Annotated in this window: 16 protein-coding genes and 1 tRNA gene; 13 read left to right on the plus strand and 4 right to left on the minus strand. The window is 64.6% G+C overall.

The annotated features are described in order from the left end of the window. Positions 1-77 precede the first annotated feature (77 nt). The 3 genes from ilvC (at position 78) to ACLBKT_RS06410 (ending at position 2,449) form a co-directional block, all read left to right on the plus strand. A complete protein-coding gene (gene ilvC / locus ACLBKT_RS06400) occupies positions 78-1,097 on the plus strand; it encodes a ketol-acid reductoisomerase (RefSeq protein ID WP_410182110.1) in 1,020 nt (339 codons plus the stop codon). Positions 1,098-1,115: 18 nt separating this feature from the next. Beyond that, on the plus strand, positions 1,116-1,715 hold the full coding sequence (locus ACLBKT_RS06405) for a DUF4329 domain-containing protein (protein ID WP_410182111.1): 600 nt from the start codon (positions 1,116-1,118) through the stop codon (positions 1,713-1,715). A gap of 71 nt (positions 1,716-1,786) precedes the next feature. Continuing rightward, positions 1,787-2,449: a YceI family protein gene (locus ACLBKT_RS06410; RefSeq protein WP_410182112.1), complete on the plus strand. Its 663-nt coding sequence runs from the start codon at positions 1,787-1,789 to the stop codon at positions 2,447-2,449. A gap of 58 nt (positions 2,450-2,507) precedes the next feature. Here the strand turns inward: ACLBKT_RS06410 and ACLBKT_RS06415 are convergent, their stop codons facing one another. Beyond that, positions 2,508-2,999 (minus strand): YHS domain-containing (seleno)protein, encoded by a 492-nt coding sequence (locus ACLBKT_RS06415; protein ID WP_410182113.1) that lies wholly within the window; start codon positions 2,997-2,999, stop codon positions 2,508-2,510. Between the two features lie 163 nt (positions 3,000-3,162). Here ACLBKT_RS06415 and ACLBKT_RS06420 point away from each other — a divergent pair, with 163 nt between their 5' ends. The 6 genes from ACLBKT_RS06420 (at position 3,163) to ACLBKT_RS06445 (ending at position 9,777) form a co-directional block, all read left to right on the plus strand. Then, on the plus strand, positions 3,163-4,314 hold the full coding sequence (locus tag ACLBKT_RS06420; protein WP_410183659.1) for an alpha-hydroxy acid oxidase: 1,152 nt from the start codon (positions 3,163-3,165) through the stop codon (positions 4,312-4,314). A gap of 73 nt (positions 4,315-4,387) precedes the next feature. Next, positions 4,388-4,849: a hypothetical protein gene (locus ACLBKT_RS06425; RefSeq protein ID WP_410182114.1), complete on the plus strand. Its 462-nt coding sequence runs from the start codon at positions 4,388-4,390 to the stop codon at positions 4,847-4,849. A gap of 205 nt (positions 4,850-5,054) precedes the next feature. Beyond that, positions 5,055-6,743, plus strand: coding sequence for a 2-isopropylmalate synthase (leuA, locus tag ACLBKT_RS06430; protein WP_410182115.1), 1,689 nt, complete (start codon positions 5,055-5,057; stop codon positions 6,741-6,743). A 65-nt stretch (positions 6,744-6,808) separates the two neighbouring features. Beyond that, positions 6,809-7,594 carry a DUF2189 domain-containing protein gene (locus ACLBKT_RS06435; protein ID WP_410182116.1) on the plus strand — a complete coding sequence of 262 codons (786 nt, stop codon included), beginning with the start codon at positions 6,809-6,811 and terminating at the stop codon, positions 7,592-7,594. A gap of 33 nt (positions 7,595-7,627) precedes the next feature. Then, the gene (locus ACLBKT_RS06440; RefSeq protein WP_410182117.1) at positions 7,628-8,689 is read left to right on the plus strand and encodes an amidohydrolase family protein; all 1,062 of its coding nucleotides are present in this window, start codon (positions 7,628-7,630) and stop codon (positions 8,687-8,689) included. An 83-nt stretch (positions 8,690-8,772) separates the two neighbouring features. After that, positions 8,773-9,777 carry an NAD(P)H-dependent flavin oxidoreductase gene (locus tag ACLBKT_RS06445; RefSeq protein WP_410182118.1) on the plus strand — a complete coding sequence of 335 codons (1,005 nt, stop codon included), beginning with the start codon at positions 8,773-8,775 and terminating at the stop codon, positions 9,775-9,777. Here ACLBKT_RS06445 and ACLBKT_RS06450 read toward each other — a convergent pair. From ACLBKT_RS06450 to ACLBKT_RS06460, 3 genes are all read right to left on the minus strand, one after another. After that, a complete protein-coding gene (locus ACLBKT_RS06450) occupies positions 9,738-10,298 on the minus strand; it encodes an AHH domain-containing protein (protein WP_410182119.1) in 561 nt (186 codons plus the stop codon). The two genes, ACLBKT_RS06445 and ACLBKT_RS06450, sit on opposite strands and share 40 nt — an antisense overlap. Then, complete coding sequence (locus ACLBKT_RS06455) at positions 10,299-11,132, minus strand: hypothetical protein (RefSeq protein ID WP_410182120.1); 834 nt, start codon at positions 11,130-11,132, stop codon at positions 10,299-10,301. Between the two features lie 64 nt (positions 11,133-11,196). After that, complete coding sequence (locus ACLBKT_RS06460; protein ID WP_410182121.1) at positions 11,197-11,685, minus strand: flavodoxin family protein; 489 nt, start codon at positions 11,683-11,685, stop codon at positions 11,197-11,199. 82 nt (positions 11,686-11,767) lie between these two features. Between ACLBKT_RS06460 and recJ the strand changes: the two genes are divergently transcribed. The 4 genes from recJ (at position 11,768) to pstC (ending at position 16,627) form a co-directional block, all read left to right on the plus strand. Further along, positions 11,768-13,579 carry a single-stranded-DNA-specific exonuclease RecJ gene (recJ, locus tag ACLBKT_RS06465; protein WP_410182122.1) on the plus strand — a complete coding sequence of 604 codons (1,812 nt, stop codon included), beginning with the start codon at positions 11,768-11,770 and terminating at the stop codon, positions 13,577-13,579. 92 nt (positions 13,580-13,671) lie between these two features. Continuing rightward, positions 13,672-13,746, plus strand: a tRNA-Glu gene (locus tag ACLBKT_RS06470). 114 nt (positions 13,747-13,860) lie between these two features. Next, the gene (locus tag ACLBKT_RS06475; protein WP_410182123.1) at positions 13,861-15,114 is read left to right on the plus strand and encodes a sensor histidine kinase; all 1,254 of its coding nucleotides are present in this window, start codon (positions 13,861-13,863) and stop codon (positions 15,112-15,114) included. Between the two features lie 127 nt (positions 15,115-15,241). Beyond that, positions 15,242-16,627, plus strand: a complete 1,386-nt coding sequence (pstC, locus tag ACLBKT_RS06480; protein ID WP_410182124.1) for a phosphate ABC transporter permease subunit PstC — start codon at positions 15,242-15,244, stop codon at positions 16,625-16,627. The last annotated feature ends 34 nt before the right edge of the window (positions 16,628-16,661 follow it).

A 16,661-nucleotide genomic window follows, 5' to 3' on the forward strand; every position in this document is an offset into this window, starting at 1 on the left:
TCTTTCCGCACGCAAGAAAGGCAGCGGGGCCCCGGCTCAAGGCCGGGGAGGCGATCAATCAAAAGCAAGGACAGAAAATGAAAGTCTACTACGACGCCGATGCCGATCTCAATCTGATCAAGCCCAAGAAGGTCGCGATTGTCGGCTATGGCTCGCAGGGGCACGCCCATGCCCAGAACCTGCGCGACAGCGGCGTGGCCGAAGTCGCCATCGCTCTGCGCGAAGGTTCGGCGACCGCGAAGAAGGCGGAAGGCGCTGGCTTCAAGGTGCTCTCCAACACCGCAGCCGCGCAGTGGGCCGATATCATCATGATCCTCGCGCCCGACGAGCATCAGGCCGCGATCTGGGAGAACGACCTCAAGGGCCACATGAAGCCGGGCAGCGCGCTCGCCTTCGCGCACGGGCTCAACATCCACTTCGGCCTGATCGAGGCGCCGTCGGACATCGACGTGATCATGATCGCGCCCAAGGGCCCGGGCCACACCGTCCGCAGCGAATATGTGAAGGGCGGAGGCGTGCCGTGCCTCATTGCCGTGCATCAGGACGCGAGCGGCGCGGCGCATGACGTGGCCCTCGCCTACGCCAGCGCCGTCGGCGGCGGGCGTTCGGGCATCATCGAGACCAACTTCCGCGAGGAATGCGAAACCGACCTGTTCGGCGAACAGGCGGTGCTGTGCGGCGGGATCACCCATCTCATCCAGGCCGGGTTCGAAACGCTGGTCGAGGCTGGCTACGCCCCCGAAATGGCCTATTTCGAGTGCCTCCACGAAACCAAGCTGATCGTCGACTTGCTCTATGAAGGCGGCATCGCCAACATGCGCTATTCGATTTCGAACACCGCCGAATATGGCGATATCACCACCGGCCCGCGGATCATCACCGATGAGACCAAAGCCGAGATGAAGCGCGTGCTGGCCGACATCCAGTCGGGCCGCTTCGTGAAGAACTTCGTGCTCGACAACCGCGCCGGCCAGCCCGAACTCAAGGCCGCGCGCAAGCAGGCCGCCGCTCACCCGATCGAGCAGACCGGTGAAAAGCTGCGCGCCATGATGCCGTGGATCGCCGCCAACAAGCTGGTCGACAAGGCCAAGAACTAACGCCAAAGCAACGGCCTGATGTTTGAGGGCCGCAGCGCGAAACTGATATACACGGCGATCGCCATCATCTGGGTGGTGATCGTCGTGCGCGCCGCGTTCAACGTCAAAGGGCCGGAAGATTTCGTCGTCACCGTCGCGCAAAGCGAGGTGCAGGCCTTTGCCCGTGAGCGGCTTGACGCGATGCAGGCACGCTCCTTCGCCGAGAAGGTCGAATTGTGCGCCATCGTCTTCGAAACCAGCACGGGCGAGCTCGACTCCACCGAGGTAAAGGTGGGCGATGAAGCGACGTGCGACTTGCGCTATTTCGACCAACCGGGCATGGCCCCGCTGGCCAGCATCCACACGCATGGCGCGTTCGATGAGAACTACGACAGCGAAGTGCCGTCGCTGATCGATCTGGAAGGCGACATTGAAAGCCAGATCGATGGCTATGTCGCGACCCCGGGCGGGCGGCTGTGGCGGGTCCATTGGCGGCAGGAGCGTGCCGTGCTGGTCTGCCCCGAAGGCTGCCTGCGACAAGACCCCGCCTATCGCCCTTGCCCCGGCGATCCGATTGCCCCGGCCTATAGCTCTGCACAACTGACCGCGCGGAATCGTCGGCTTGTCGTGCAGTGCTGACCGGCCGTGGCGTGATTGGAACCGCGATGGCTCCGGCGAATTAGGACCCTTTGAAGAAGGAGACCTATTCGATGAACCGTTATGCTTTCGCCGCTGCCACAGCCGCTGCTCTTGCCGCCGTGACTGGCGGAATCGCCGCCGCCCCCTCGATTTTTGCGCAGGATGCGCCGCAGGTGCCCGGCGTGCAGGATCCCGCGCGCGTCACCGCCGGAACCTATGCGTTGGATGCCGGGCACACGCTGGTGGGTTGGGAAGTCAGCCACTTCGGCTTCAACGACTATCTCGGCCTGTTCGGCAACATTACCGGAACGATGACACTGGACCCGGCCAATATCGAGGCTGCGAAGGTTGAGGTCATGGTGCCGGTCGCCGACGTCACGGTTGCCAGCGCTGGCCTCAAGGATCACCTCCTGCGCCCCGGCAAGGATGGCGGCGCGCCGGATTTCTTCGGGCCGAACCCGGGGATGGCCACATTTACCTCAACCAAAGTGGTGAAGACGGGCCCGATGACCGCTGACGTCACCGGCACGCTCACCATGAACGGCAAGAGCGCACCCGTGACCCTCACCACGGAATTCGTCGGTGCGGGTGCCAATCCCTTCAACAAGAAAGAGACCGTCGGCTTCCACGCCCGCACAACCATCGACCGCACCCAGTGGGGCGTGAACTACGGCGCACCCTTGGTCGGCAAGGACGTGACGCTCACCATCAGCGCGGCGTTCGAAAAGCAGTAAGCGCGCCGGATGGGCTGGCGGGGCCGCACGTCCCGCCAGCCACACTTCTTTAAGCGGGTCAGAACCCGAACCAGGATGATCCGCTATAGGTCTTGCCCGCTGGGGTCTTGGCCCAATTGGGGCCGCCCTTGGCGATGAAACCCGTAATATTCTTGCGCCACTTGGCCCGGATTTCCTGATCGTAATTCAGGTAGAGCTTGCCGCCGACGATGTCGAAGGCGGTCGGATCACCCGGCGCGAGATAGCCTTGCGCCATCGCCCAGGCACAGTGGCCGCCATATTGCGGGGCATAGGCAATCGGATTGGCCTTGAACGCGGCCGCATTGGCTTCGCTCGAAAAGTGCCACTCGGCACCCTTCCATCTCAGCTTGTAGCGGGCATTACCCTTCACCGGCGCACCCGTGCCGCGAAAATAGCTGACCGTGTCAAAGCCCCCCACCGCAACCGTCTTGCCCTCCGTGCCGACGTAGATGCCGCCCTCGGCCAGCGCGGCGGTGGGCGTAGTGAGTGGGGCCAACCCGGCGGCAAAGGCCAGAAGCAAGCGGTTCATTTTCATTGGAAGCTGTCCTTTTCCTGAGCCGCAGTGCAAGGGGTGGAGCCGGAATATCAGCCCAGCGGCGTCTGCCCCTCGTTCGACAGCTTCGGTCGAAACGTGACATGCCAGCGCAAAAATGTTCGACAGGGCCGCGCGGCTGTTTCAAGACGGTGGCCCGATGCGCCTCTCCGATTGCCACAATATCGACGATTTTCGGGTGCTGGCGAAGGCGCGCCTGCCCTTCCCCGTTTTCGACTATATCGACGGCGCGGCCGATGACGAGCTGACCAAAGAGCGCAACACCGCCGCCTTTGCCGAGGTCGATCTGGTGCCCGATGTCCTCGCCGGTGTGGCCGACATCGATACGTCCTGCACCATCCTCGGCCGCAAGTCCGCCTTGCCACTGATGCTCTCCCCCACCGCCGTGCAGCGCGCCTTTCATTGGGAAGGCGAGCGGGCGGTGGCCAAGGCGGCGGAGAAATACGGGCTGTGGTTCGGCATTTCGAGCCTCGCCACGCGCAGCATCGAGGAAATCGCCGCCCTGACCAGCGGGCCCAAGCTGTTCCAGCTCTATGTCCACAAGGACAAGGGGCTCAACACCCACATGATCGAACGGTGTCAGGCAGCAAAGTTCGATGCGCTGGCGCTGACAGTCGACACGATTGTTTCGGGCAAGCGGGAGCGGTGCTTGCGCTCCGGCTTCACCACGCCGCCGCGGTTCACTCCGGCGAGCATCTGGAGCTACGCCACCCGCCCGCGCTGGACGCTCGACTATGTGCTGCGCGAAAGGTTCCGTCTGCCCAATCTCGACACCCATGTTACCGAAGGCACCGGGCAGGCGGTCAGCATTGCGCAATATTTCAACACGATGCTCGACACCTCGATGGACTGGGACACCGCGGCCCGCATCCGCGAGCAATGGGGCGGCACCTTCGTCCTGAAAGGCGTCATGAGCGCCGCCGATGCGCGCCGCGCGGTCGCCATCGGAGCGGACGCGATCATGATTTCCAATCATGGCGGCCGCCAACTGGACGGCAGCCGCGCGCCCTTCGACCAGCTGCCTGAGATCGTCGATGCGGTTGGCGGGCAGATCGAGATCATCTGCGATGGCGGCATCCGACGCGGCACGCATGTCTTGAAGGCCCTGTGTTCCGGGGCGACGGCAGCGTCTGGCGGGCGATTGTACCTCTATGCGTTGGCCGCTGCTGGGCAAGCCGGGGTCGAGCGGGCACTGGGCATCCTCAAGGACGAGGTGGAGCGGGGGATGCGGTTGATGGGTGTCACCCGGATCGACCAGCTGACCCCGGACCGGCTCCGGCGTCGCGGTTAGTGCGGCGCGTGTCATAATCCGGTAACGCAAAGCGCGTTTTGGCACGCGAAGCCTAATGTATGGACCGGACCCGATGATCACCGCTGCTCGCGCTATTGCTTTCCCCATCGCTGCCCTCGCTCTCAGCGCTTGCGGGAGCAAACCCGCACAGCCGGGCAATGACGCCGAAAGCTTCGCCGCTCGGATCGGCGCTGGCGAGGCGACGCCTGTGCCTGGGGCCACGCCCGCGCCTGCGGCAACAGCCACGCCGCAGATCGCGACCCCGCTGCCGGGTGCCGCGCCCGGGCCCTTTGCCAAGGGCACGCTGACCGATCCGGCCTCGCGCACCTGCGGTGCGCCGCTGATGGGCCCGTTCATCGGCAAGCTCGCTGATCAGACCACCCGCGCCGAGATTGCCAGGATGCTTGGCCGCACCGATAACCTGCGCTTCGTCGCCTATGGCAGCGCCGGGACGGTCAACCCGGATGCCACCAATCCGCGCCTGTCGATCATGCTCGATGCGCAGAACATCATCCGCGATGCGCGCTGTGGCTGAACGAAACGCTGAAACAAGCGTCATTCCCGGCTTGCACCCAGCGCAATAATCGGCATAGACAGCGCGCATGACGCGGAACGGACTTACGCTGCTTCGACTTATGCGCCCTTGGGCGTAGGCGGCCGCGCGCGAAGATCAGCGCGGCACCGCTCCCAAGGGTAACCTGCCGCAGCTTCCCATTCCCTTTCGCGACGAGCCATCCACCATGCCCATGCTCAAGCAGCCTTCCGCCAAATATCGCCCGTTCGGCCAGATCAACCTGCCTGATCGCCAGTGGCCTTCCCGCATGATCGAGAAAGCCCCGCGCTGGCTTTCCACCGACCTGCGCGACGGCAACCAGTCAATCATCGACCCGATGGACGCCGTGAAGAAGCGCCGCTTTTTCGACCTGCTGCTGGACGTCGGCGTCAAGGAAATCGAGATCGGCTTCCCCAGCGCAGGCGCAACCGAGTTCGATTTCATCTCCGGCCTCGTAAAGTCCGACGCGATCCCCGAGGACGTGATCGTGCAGGTGCTGACGCAAAGCCGCGAGGACCTGATCCGCACCAGCTTCGCCAGCCTCGAAGGCGCGCGTGCGGCGATCGTCCACCTCTACAACGCGGTCAGCCCCGCGTGGCGCGACATCGTGTTCCGCATGTCGAAGGAAGAGGTGAAGGCCATCGCCGTCGCGGGCGCCAAGGTGATGCGCGACGAGGCCGCACGCTATCCCGGCACCGACTGGCACTTCCAGTATTCGCCGGAAACCTTCTCCACAGCGGAACTCGATTTCAGCATCGAGGTCTGCGCCGCGGTGATGGAGGTTCTCCAGCCTACGCCCGAACACCCGATCATCCTCAACCTGCCCGCCACGGTCGAGGCGGCGACGCCCAATATTTATGCCGACCAGATCGAATATTTCGGCCGCAACCTGCCGAACCGCGAAAGCGCGATCCTTTCGCTCCACACCCACAATGATCGCGGCACCGGCGTCGCGGCGGCGGAACTGGGGCTGATGGCAGGCGCTGACCGGGTCGAGGGCTGCCTGTTCGGCAATGGCGAGCGCACCGGCAATTGCTGCCTGGTGACCATGGCGCTGAACCTCTACACCCAAGGCGTCGACCCGGAGCTCGATTTCTCTGACATCGACCGGGTGATTGAGACGGTGGAGTATTGCAACGACATCCCCGTCCACCAGCGCCACCCCTATGGCGGCGAGCTGGTCTACACCGCCTTCAGCGGCAGCCATCAGGATGCGATCAAGAAAGGCTTCGAGGCCCGCGAGACGCAGAATGACGAACAATGGCGCGTGCCCTATCTTCCGATCGACCCCGCCGATCTCGGGCGCTCCTACGAAGCCGTGATTCGCGTCAATTCGCAGTCCGGCAAGGGCGGGTTCGCTTGGGTGCTGGAGAAGGATCAGGGCCTCAAGCTCCCGAAGAAGATGCAGGCCGATTTCAGCCGCCATGTGCAGACGATGGCGGACGAATTGGGCCGCGAACTCAATGCTGCCGACATCTGGGACGCGTTCCGCAAGGCCTACCACGTCAAGATCCATCCCAAGCATTTCCAGCTCGTCCGCTACGAGGAAAGCCGCGCGACCGACGGCACGCGGATCTTCGCGGGGACCATCGCGGTCGAAGGCGCGGAGCAAAGCGTTTCGGGCCGCGGCAACGGCCTCATCTCCAGCGTGATGGGCACCTTGCGCGAAGCCTTTGGGGTCGAGCTTGAGGTGGTCGATTACACCGAACACGCCTTGGGCGCAGGCACCGACGCGCGCGCGGCCGCCTATCTCGAATGCCGCGCCACTGACGGTCGCACCATCTGGGGCTGCGGGATCGACGAGGATATCGCCACGGCGAGCGTCCGCGCGGTGCTGAGCGCCGCCAACACCGCTGTCGCGTCCCCCGCAGCCTGACCGCCCGCGCTTGCGCCGCGCCGGATTTCGGCGCAACTTGCGCGGCAAGGGAGGAGACGCAGGCGATGACAAGTTGGGAGCAACATTCCCCCGTCCCGACGGTGGCCGCTGGGCCGCAGATTGCGGATGACCTGAGGTGGAGCGACCTTGCCGCCGCGCTGGGTGACGGCTGGCGGGATTTTCTCGCCATGCCGCGCTTCGGGCTGTTTTTCGGCGGTGTCTATGTCCTGGCGGGCCTCGCCATCGGGTGGTTCACCGTCACGGGCGGAGAGCTGACCTGGCTGATCCCGGCGATTGCAGGCTTCCCGCTGGTCGCGCCCTTCGTCGCTGTGGGCCTGTACGAGGCAAGCCGCCGCCGCGCCGCTGGCGAGGCCTTGTCATGGCGCGCGGTGCTGGGCGCGCTCAAAGGCCATGGTGACGATCAGATCCTGTCGATGGGCGTGATCGTATTCGTCGCTTTCTCGTTCTGGATGATCGTGGCCCACGCCATTTTCGCAGTGTTCATGGCGGAAAGCGGCATGGGTCACGATGCGGTCGCTGCCTTCCTCACGCCGCCGGGCCTCGCCATGCTCGCGGTAGGAAGCGCGGTCGGCGGGCTGATGGCCTTTGCCTTCTATGTGATGACCGTGATCAGCCTGCCGTTGCTGGTGGAGCGCAAGGTCGACTTCCTCACCGCCATTTTCACCAGTCTCGGCGTGGTGCGGCGCAATTTTGCGGTGATGCTCGGCTGGGCGGCGGTGATTGCCGCGCTGCTGTTCGTGGCGATGCTGCCGGGGTTTCTCGGGCTGTTCGTGGCCTTGCCGGTGCTGGGCCACGCGACATGGCATCTCTATGTGCGGGCGGTGGACTGACGGCGATACACATAACCACAAGCGGAGAGAGCCTTGAACACCCCGACCCATACACCCGAGGACATCCTCGATCCCGATCTGCCGATCATCGACCCGCATCACCACCTGTGGGACCTGCGGCCCATGCTGGGCATGTTCCCCGAACCACGCCACCACTTCATTGCCGCGCTGGTCGACAATGCGCATTACACCTTCGACCAGCTTCACGCCCATCTGACCACCGGCCACAATATCATCGGCACGGTCTTCATGGAGTGCGGGGCGTTCTACAACGGGTCCTATGGCGATGCCTTGAAGCCAGTGGGCGAGGTCGAGTTCGTGAACGGTGTCGCGGCGCAATCGGCGAGCGGGCTGTATGGGCCGTCTCGCTATTGCGCAGGCATTGTTGGCCACGCCAATCTATTGCTTGGAAGCGAGGCTGGCGCGGTGCTTGATGCACTCCAGGCGGCAGCGCCGCGCCGGTTCAAGGGCATCCGCCACGCCGGGGCCTGGGATGCCGACGCCAATGTTCTCGGCCCGCCGTTCCATCACCCTGAGGGCCTCTACCGCGACGCGACTTTCCGCAAAGGCTTCGCCGAACTCGGCAAGCGCGGGATGACATTCGATGCCTGGGTACTGGAACCACAGCTACCCGACGTGATCGACCTCGCACGCGCCTTCCCCGATCAGCCGATCTGCCTCGACCATTGCGGCACGCCGGTTGGGGTCTCGGCCTACAAGGGCAGGTTACACGAACGCTTTGACGAATGGCGCCGCAATATCCACGAACTCGCCAAGTGCGAGAACGTGGTGGTGAAGCTCGGCGGTCTTGCCATGGCGTTTTGCGCGCTACCAGAAGATGGTCCTGCGGCAGGTCATGGATCGGAGCATCTCGCAGCGCTGTGGCGGCCCTATATCGACACCTGTATCGAGGCCTTTGGGCCGCGGCGCGCCATGTTCGAGAGCAATTATCCGGTCGATTACTGGGGCGCGGATTACGCGGTGCTGTGGAACGCTTTCAAGCGCCTCACTCGCAGCGCCAGCGCGGACGAGAAGACGGCGCTCTATGCCGGGACGGCGGCGCGGTTCTATGGGCTCGAGCATTTGCTGGCATAGAGCCCCTCAAAATCACGCTTGGCAGAGGCGGAACCGGCGCTAGAGACGCGGGTTGAAGCCGAACACGTTTTCAGGAGAAACCGATGCCCCTTCCCGCCCCCTTCGATCGCCTGCGCCTGCCGCTGATCGGATCGCCGCTGTTCATCGTCTCCGGCCCCGAGCTGGTGATCGCGCAGTGCAAGGCGGGGATCATCGGCAGCTTCCCGGCCCTGAACGCCCGCCCCCAGTCGCAGCTCGACGAATGGCTCCACCAGATCACCGAGGAGCTGGCCGCGCACAACCGCGCGAACCCTGATCGCCCGGCGGCGCCCTTCGCGGTCAACCAGATCGTCCACAAGACCAATGACCGCGTCGATGCCGACATGGCCACATGTGAAAAGTGGCAGGTGCCGATGGTCATCACCTCGCTGGGCGCGCGCGAAGACATCTACACCGCCGTGCGCAACTGGGGCGGCGTGACGATGCACGACGTCATCAACAACCGCTTCGCGCACAAGGCGATCGAGAAGGGCGCGACGGGCCTCATCCCCGTGGCGGCCGGCGCGGGCGGGCACGCGGGGGCGCTATCGCCCTTCGCCCTTATGCAGGAAATCCGCGAGTGGTTCGACGGTCTGGTGGCGCTCTCGGGCGCGGTCGGCCACGGCGCGACGATCCTGGCCGCGCAAGCCCTGCGCGCCGACTTTGCCTATGCCGGGAGCGCCTTCATCGCGACGAAGGAAGCGAACGCCACCGAGGGTTACAAGAACGGCATCGTCGAGGGCTCTTCGGAAGGGATCGTCTACACCAACCTCTTCACCGGGGTGCACGGCAACTACCTGCGCTCCTCGATCGAGGCAGCGGGGATGGACCCGGACAACCTCCCCGAAAGCGATCCCAGCAAGATGAACTTCGGCAGCGGCGGCAACACCAAGGCCAAGGCGTGGAAGGACATCTGGGGTTCGGGCCAGGGGATCGGCACGATCAAGGAGGTCGGCACGGTGGAAGACCTCGTCGCCCGGTTCGAGCGCGAATATCACGAGGCCAAGGCGCGCCTCGCAGCCAATTCGGGCTATGCCTCGTGGGGTGCCATGGCCGAAGCCGCAGAGTAGGAATACTCCGCTGCCCACAGCATCTCGGCCATCGCGTCGAGTTCGCTGAAATCAAATCCGGCGCCGAGCGGATCCTTGCGATTGAGCAGGACTCGCCGGCGCTGGGCGAGCAATTGCCGCCGCAGAGCACATTGCAACACGTGCAGCCGCAGCAGCGCTTCATCCAGCGCCGCATCCGGGTTAGCGTGCCTCGCAGTCGACCAGCGCGCCTCGATCTGACCAACCCGGGCAATCACCACTTCATTGTAACGCCGATGCGGACCACGGTGGAGCGGCATCCCGGTGCTGACGCTGGCCGTTTCGGTCGCGGGCAGCAGCAGGCCATTGCGGCGGAAATCGTCAAACCCGACCCGTGCCCGTCCGACATGGGCAAACAGCGCACCAAAACAGCGCTGCGAGAGCAATTGCCGGGGCAAAAGGTGGTGGCGTTGCAGGCCGGGATCGTACGCCTGCGTGCCCGGCCTGTTGACCGAGCGAAACGCAATGACATTCGAACTTGCAGTGCGACCCCAAAGCAGCATCTATTCGCGCCACACACTGATAAGCGCTCGCTCGCGCGAGGGTCGCAAGACCAGACGCGAGCCATCTGGCGCCGTGATGTGATCATCCGCCTCCAACCCACCCATAAGGATGAGGTGATTGACCAGACGGATCGCAAGCCGGGTTGCCGCCACCCGGTCGTCGCTGAGCGGTGGTTCGATCCGAAGTTCCCGACCAATCCAGAACGCCAATCCCACGCTTTGCAACGCGCCATCGGGCGCTTCGACAAAGGCCGTCAGCCCCAAGGCCGGGAATGGTCCACCATCAAGCCATGCGGCAGTAACGGATTCGAAGAACCGCCGCCCGATCACGCTGCCTGCCGGTTCCCATCCGATGGCAAGCAGATCATCGAAATGCCGCACCAGATCGCAGGCAAGCGCCATCATCGTTCGGACCACCGGCATGCTCTTTCCGGCAGCGGCGACATGCGGACCGGGCCGCAGCGTCAGCGTTTCGTAATGATGCAACTCCGGCAGCGCGGGCAGATCGAAGCGCTGGGCCATGTCAGGCGAAGCGCTTTTGGGTCCGGGGGCAAGGCCAACGAGATCGAAGGTCAGCCCATCGCGCAACAATTCGAACCAGTACTGCCCGCTGCGCTGGAGCGCGTCGACGTAAGGCGCGTCTTCAGGGTGAGAATCGTGGCTGACGCTGACAGGCGGACATCGCGCGGCAAACGCCCTGATCGCATCCCGATCCGGCCGCGTGCCACGGTCAAACAGCAGGTGCAGTTCAGCGTCATAAACGCGCTGCGATGGTGAAATTGCCCCTCGTCCCCATTTCTTGCCCGATAAGGGCACCCCAATTTGCGAACTCAATGACGATTTTGCCTGTCGTCGTCGAGTCCCCCAACCAACCACCTGTACCGTTCTGGAGCAATTCCTAGAACAGCCCGAGCCGGAGCCCTTCGGCCATGGCGGCACCGATGTCATGACACTGATCCAGAGCCTCGCCCGGGACTCTTTTGGGCGCAGTGATGGCTTCAGGGGTCTGCGCTGCCAGATTGACGATGCAGGGTTCCACAACCCGCCGCAATCGCCACCCGGTCACGATCCGGTCGATCTGGCGCGTAGCGCCCTCCCCGTCCGATCCGGCTGCGATCAGCGTGGCGTAGGGGCGGCCTTCGATCTGCCCGAGCACGGGGTAATAGGCACGGTCGAACATTTCCTTCATCATCCCGCTCACGCTGCCCAGATTTTCAGGGCAGCAGAAGATGTAGCCGTCAGATGTCAGCAGCATTTCGGGCGAAACATCGCTGGCGGACACCAGTAAGCCCACGGCCCCTGCGCCATTGGCCGCGGCCTGCGCCATGGCCGCGCTCGCTCCGGTGCGGCTATGCCAGATGATCAGCAGGCAAGGTTCTGTGGTCATGGCGCGAGGCTGGGCTTTGCACCTGTCGATTGTCAACCGCCCGCACCTGTCAGTGGCCACGCAGTTGCGCTAACACGCCCGGATGGCCTCCCACACCCTGTCACCCCCTCCGTTTGCACCGGTACTCGGCGTTGCCGTCTCGCTGTCGGGCAAGGCGTGGCGCTGGCGTGGGGGCAACATGGAGCTGGACGAAGCACAGGCTGGTGGTCCGCATGGTCTCAATCATGCGATCCTCGATCAGCTGCTGCTGACCCGCGGCGTGTCCGAGGATGACCTGCCGCGTCATGCCCAACCGACAATCCGAGCCTTCCTGCCCGACCCATCGACCTTCCGCGACATGGACACCGCCGCCGAACGCCTCGCCCACAGCGTCATGACCGGCGAGCGGGTGACGATCTACGGCGATTATGACGTGGATGGTGCCACAAGTGCCGCGCTGCTGGTGGAATTGCTGCGCCAATTGGGTCTGGATGCGGGTTACTACATCCCAGACCGCCTGCTCGAAGGCTATGGCCCCTCGGGCGAAGCGCTGATCAGGCTCGGCGAAACCGGATCGAGCCTTGTCGTCACGGTCGATTGCGGCGCGATGGCGCATGAGGCGCTTGGCATGGCCCGCGATGCCGGGGTCGACGTGATCGTGGTAGACCACCACAAGTGCTCGCCCGACCTTCCCCCAGCGACTGCGCTGGTCAATCCCAATCGCCTGGACGAGAGCGATCTTGGCGCGGCGCACGGCCATATGGCGGCGGTGGGGGTCGCGTTCCTGCTCGGCGTGGCGCTGGTGCGGACCTTGCGAGGGCGCGGCTGGTTTGGCGAACACCGCCGTGAACCTGATCTGATGGGTCTGCTCGATCTGGTCGCGCTTGGCACCGTGGCGGATGTCGCGGCGCTTCATGGGCTCAACCGCGCGTTTGTCGCGCAGGGGTTGAAGGTGCTGGCAAGGCGCGAACGCATCGGGATGGCGGCGCTGATGGATGCAAGCCGCCTCACGCGCGCCCCGCAAGCGAGCGACCTCGGCTTTGCGCTTGGCCCGCGGATCAATGCTGGCGGACGGATCGGCGAATCGACGTTGGGCGTGCGGCTGCTCACCACCGCCGACCCGGAGGAAGCCCGCGCCATCGCCGCGCAGCTCTCGCAACTGAACGAGGAACGCCGCGCGATCGAGGCGGAGGTACAGGAGGCAGCCGAGGCGCAGCTCGCCGGGCAGCACAATATGGCCGTGCAGGTCCTCTCCGGACACGGCTGGCACCCCGGCGTGATCGGGATTGTCGCCGGACGCATCAAGGAAAAGACCGGCAAGCCTGCTGTGGTCATCGCGCTGGATGAGACGCAGGGCAAAGGCTCGGGCCGTTCGATCAGCGGCGTCGATCTTGGCGCGGCCATCATCGCTGCGCGTGAGGCCGGGTTGCTGGTGGCAGGCGGCGGCCATGCGATGGCAGCGGGTCTGACAATCGATCCGGCGCGCCTGTCCGATTTTGCCGGGTTCCTCGATGAACGTCTCGCCCGCGACGTCGAGCGCTCGCGGGCGGGCGCTGCGATGCTCCTTGATCTCGCGCTGGCACCGGGCGGACTGACTCCTGAACTGGTTGAAACCTTGGAAGCGGCTGGCCCTTACGGCGTGGGCTGGCCCGCCCCGCGCATCGCCGTTGGCCCGGTGCGGATCATCAAGGCGGATATCGTCGGCAAGGATCACCTGCGCTTGGTCGCCAGCGGCAATGACGGGAAGAGCTTCAAGGCCATCGCTTTCCGGGCGGGCGAAAGCGAGATGGGCCAGACTCTGCTGCACCGCCACCAGGGCCGCCGGTTCTACCTCGCCGGGAGAGTCAAGCTGGACGACTGGGGCAACCGCCCGGCAGCCGAATTGCATCTGGAAGACGCCGCCTTCGCCGATTGATCCAGCTGCGGCGTAAATTTCCCGCGCGCTGCACAAACGGGGCTTGACCGATCCGATTCACGCCCCTAGTTGCGCGCTCTCGCAATCGCGACGGCCCCTTCGTCTAGCGGTTAGGACGCGGCCCTTTCACGGCTGAAACACGGGTTCGATTCCCGTAGGGGTCACCATCTTCGGATGCGACAAAACAGGGCGGCAGGCTTCGGTCTTGCCGCCCTTTTTCATGCCCGGTTCCGAGCGCCCACCCTTTCCACACCCAATGCTTGGCTGTAAGAGCCGGAGCCATGGGCAACGGCCAGAACATTCCCATCGCCGGCATCAGCCTTGCGGCGGTGACATTCGTGGCGCTGTTGCTGCTGGGGACTGAGGTGGTCATCGCGATTGCGGTGCTCACGGTGTGGGTAGGCTCCTTGCTGGTCGCCGCCGGCCGCCCGCCAGAACCGCCCCAAGCCAAGGTGAAGCAACGCCTGTCACTCGATTCGATCCGCGACCTGATCGAGAATTCCTCCACCCCGCTGGTCATCACCGAACGCAGCACGATCGCGATTGCCAACCGGGCGGCGCGCAAGATGCTGGGGCCGCATGTGATCGGCCAGGACGCCCGCGTTGCCCTGCGCCAGCCCGAGGCGATTTCGCTCCTCAACGAGAATCGCCAGGGCGAAGCCATCGTGCGCGGGCTCGTGCGGCGCGGCGATATCTGGCAGATCAATCGCCAGCGGCTCGACGAACGGCTGGCGATGCTCGAATTCATCAATCAGACCGCCGAGGCCGACATCAGCCGCGCCCACACCGATTTTGTGGCCAATGCCAGCCACGAATTGCGCACGCCGCTCGCCGCCATTCTTGGCTATGTCGAAACCTTGCAGGAAGGCGACGAGGGGCTCGATACGCCGACCGCGCGCAAGTTCCTCGGGATTATCGAGCGGGAGGCGCAGCGGCTGCACGCCTTGGTCAGTGACCTGATGAGCCTGTCGCGCGTCGAAGCCGAAAAGCACGACCTGCCGACCGAACGCATCGACCTTGCCTCGCTGGTCGAACGCGCGGCGCGCGATGCGGCGGGGCCTGCACGGCTGGATCGGCTGATGCTCGACATTTCGGCTGAACCGGTGGTGCTGGGCGACCTTCAGCAGCTTGAGCAGGTGGTGCGCAACCTCGTTGATAATGCCCTGAAATATGGCGCACCGGACACGCCGGTCAACGTCGTGCTCGATCTGGCGCAGGGTGATCTGGCGCGGATCGCAGTGGCCGACGAAGGCGAAGGGATTGCACCTGAGCAGATCCCGCATCTCACCCGCCGCTTCTATCGCACCGATCCGGGCCGCAGCCGTGCATCAGGCGGAACGGGGCTCGGCCTCGCCATCGTCAAGCACATCGTCGAGCGTCACCGTGGGCGGCTCGACATCACCAGCGAGCTTGGCAAAGGCACGCGGGTGGTTGTGCGAATCCCCCTCGCCGAGCCCGATCCGCCCACCGTTGCTGCCCCGATTGCCCCCGAAGAAACCACCGCGCCTCAGACGGAAACGCAACAACTGTCATAGTAGTGTCTTATTTCTTCAACATGCGCCCGTCATGGCATAGGGGCCGGACTGCCCGCCGGTCTCGATTCCGAGATTCGGAGGCCTGAACGCCAAAGCGCATCTCCTGCAGGGAACACAGGTCTCTTACATGTCGCCGATCACGCTGATCCTGATTGCTTTGGGCCTGGGCCTGTTGGGCTGGCTGGCTGGCCGGGCGAAGGCATGGAGCTTTGCGTCGAGCGACCCGGCGCTGCGTCCGGCCTCGCGCCCGGTCTATCATGCCTGGTACGTCGCCCTGTGGGTGGTGATTCCGGTGCTGGTGTTTGTGGTCGCCTGGTCGGTCATCGCGCCGCAACTGGTGCTGCAAACCGTGCTGGCCTCGCCCGCTGCCGAAAGCCTTCCCCTCTTCGGTTTTGAACGCGACGCCTTCCTTGGCGAAGCTCGCGCCGTGGCCTTGGGGCAGGCGCCCGGCGTGTTCAATGACGAGGCGGAACCGCTGATCGTGCCGTTCCGCGACGCCTTTTCCCATTACAACACCATCGGCATTCTGGTGACCATCCTGATCGCGGTGGCAGGCGGCGCGCTCGCTTTCCTGCGGCTGCGCCCGCAATTCGGGGCGCGCACGCGGGTTGAACGCACGGTGATGACGATCCTGCTGCTGGCCTCGCTGGTGGCGATTCTCACGACGCTCGGCATTTTCGTCAGCCTGGTGTTCGAAACCGTGCGCTTCTTCGGCATGGTCTCGCCGATTGATTTCCTGTTCGGCACCAAGTGGGGGCCGGACACGATGGGCAGCCCCGATGCGGTCGATCCGTCGCGCTATGGCGCGATTCCGTTGTTCTGGGGGACGATCTTCATTGGCGCCATTATCGCCATGATCGTGGCGATCCCGCTGGGCCTGATGAGCGCAATCTACCTTACCCAATATGCCGATCCCAAGGTCCGCACCTGGATCAAGCCGCTGCTTGAGCTGCTCGCGGGTGTGCCGACGGTGGTTTACGGCTATTTTGCCGCGCTGACGCTCGCCCCGATGATCCGCGACGCAGCGGTTGCCATCGGGATAACCAACGCTTCAACCGAAAGCGCGCTCGCCGCCGGGATCGTGATGGGGGTGATGATCATCCCCTTCGTTTCTTCGATGGCGGACGACTCCATGGCGGCTGTTCCCGGCGCGATGCGTGACGGGAGCCTCGCGATGGGCGCGACCAAGTCTGAAACGATCCGCAAGGTGCTGTTCCCCGCCGCCCTGCCGGGCATCGTCGCTGGCATCATGCTCGCTGTCAGCCGCGCGATTGGGGAAACGATGATCGTGGTGATGGCCGCGTCGCCCGCCGCCAATCTCACCGCCAACCCGCTTGAACCAATGTCCACTGTTACGGTGCAGATCGTCAAGCTGCTGACGGGCGAGCAGAGCACCGATCACCCCGCGACACTCAGCGCCTATGCGCTGGGCTTTGTGCTGTTCATGGTGACGCTGGCGCTCAACTTCATCGCCCTGCGCGTCGTCAAGCGTTTCCGCGAGGCCTACGAATGAGCAGTTCCGCCCTTCCCCACGACGATGTTGCAGA

The sequence above is a fragment of the Erythrobacter sp. W302b genome, from assembly GCF_046452395.1.
Taxonomy (GTDB): domain Bacteria; phylum Pseudomonadota; class Alphaproteobacteria; order Sphingomonadales; family Sphingomonadaceae; genus Erythrobacter.

Coding starts and splice junctions, on each gene's coding strand:
- ACLBKT_RS06445 (WP_410182118.1), top strand. CDS start 8,773: ATGCCCCTTCCCGCCCCCTTCGATCGCCTGCGCCTGCCGCTGATCGGA.
- ACLBKT_RS06405 (WP_410182111.1), top strand. CDS start 1,116: ATGTTTGAGGGCCGCAGCGCGAAACTGATATACACGGCGATCGCCATC.
- ACLBKT_RS06475 (WP_410182123.1), top strand. CDS start 13,861: ATGGGCAACGGCCAGAACATTCCCATCGCCGGCATCAGCCTTGCGGCG.
- ACLBKT_RS06410 (WP_410182112.1), top strand. CDS start 1,787: ATGAACCGTTATGCTTTCGCCGCTGCCACAGCCGCTGCTCTTGCCGCC.
- recJ (WP_410182122.1), top strand. CDS start 11,768: ATGGCCTCCCACACCCTGTCACCCCCTCCGTTTGCACCGGTACTCGGC.
- ilvC (WP_410182110.1), top strand. CDS start 78: ATGAAAGTCTACTACGACGCCGATGCCGATCTCAATCTGATCAAGCCC.
- ACLBKT_RS06425 (WP_410182114.1), top strand. CDS start 4,388: ATGATCACCGCTGCTCGCGCTATTGCTTTCCCCATCGCTGCCCTCGCT.
- ACLBKT_RS06415 (WP_410182113.1), bottom strand. CDS start 2,999: ATGAACCGCTTGCTTCTGGCCTTTGCCGCCGGGTTGGCCCCACTCACT.
- ACLBKT_RS06420 (WP_410183659.1), top strand. CDS start 3,163: ATGCGCCTCTCCGATTGCCACAATATCGACGATTTTCGGGTGCTGGCG.
- ACLBKT_RS06435 (WP_410182116.1), top strand. CDS start 6,809: ATGACAAGTTGGGAGCAACATTCCCCCGTCCCGACGGTGGCCGCTGGG.
- leuA (WP_410182115.1), top strand. CDS start 5,055: ATGCCCATGCTCAAGCAGCCTTCCGCCAAATATCGCCCGTTCGGCCAG.
- pstC (WP_410182124.1), top strand. CDS start 15,242: ATGTCGCCGATCACGCTGATCCTGATTGCTTTGGGCCTGGGCCTGTTG.
- ACLBKT_RS06450 (WP_410182119.1), bottom strand. CDS start 10,298: ATGCTGCTTTGGGGTCGCACTGCAAGTTCGAATGTCATTGCGTTTCGC.
- ACLBKT_RS06460 (WP_410182121.1), bottom strand. CDS start 11,685: ATGACCACAGAACCTTGCCTGCTGATCATCTGGCATAGCCGCACCGGA.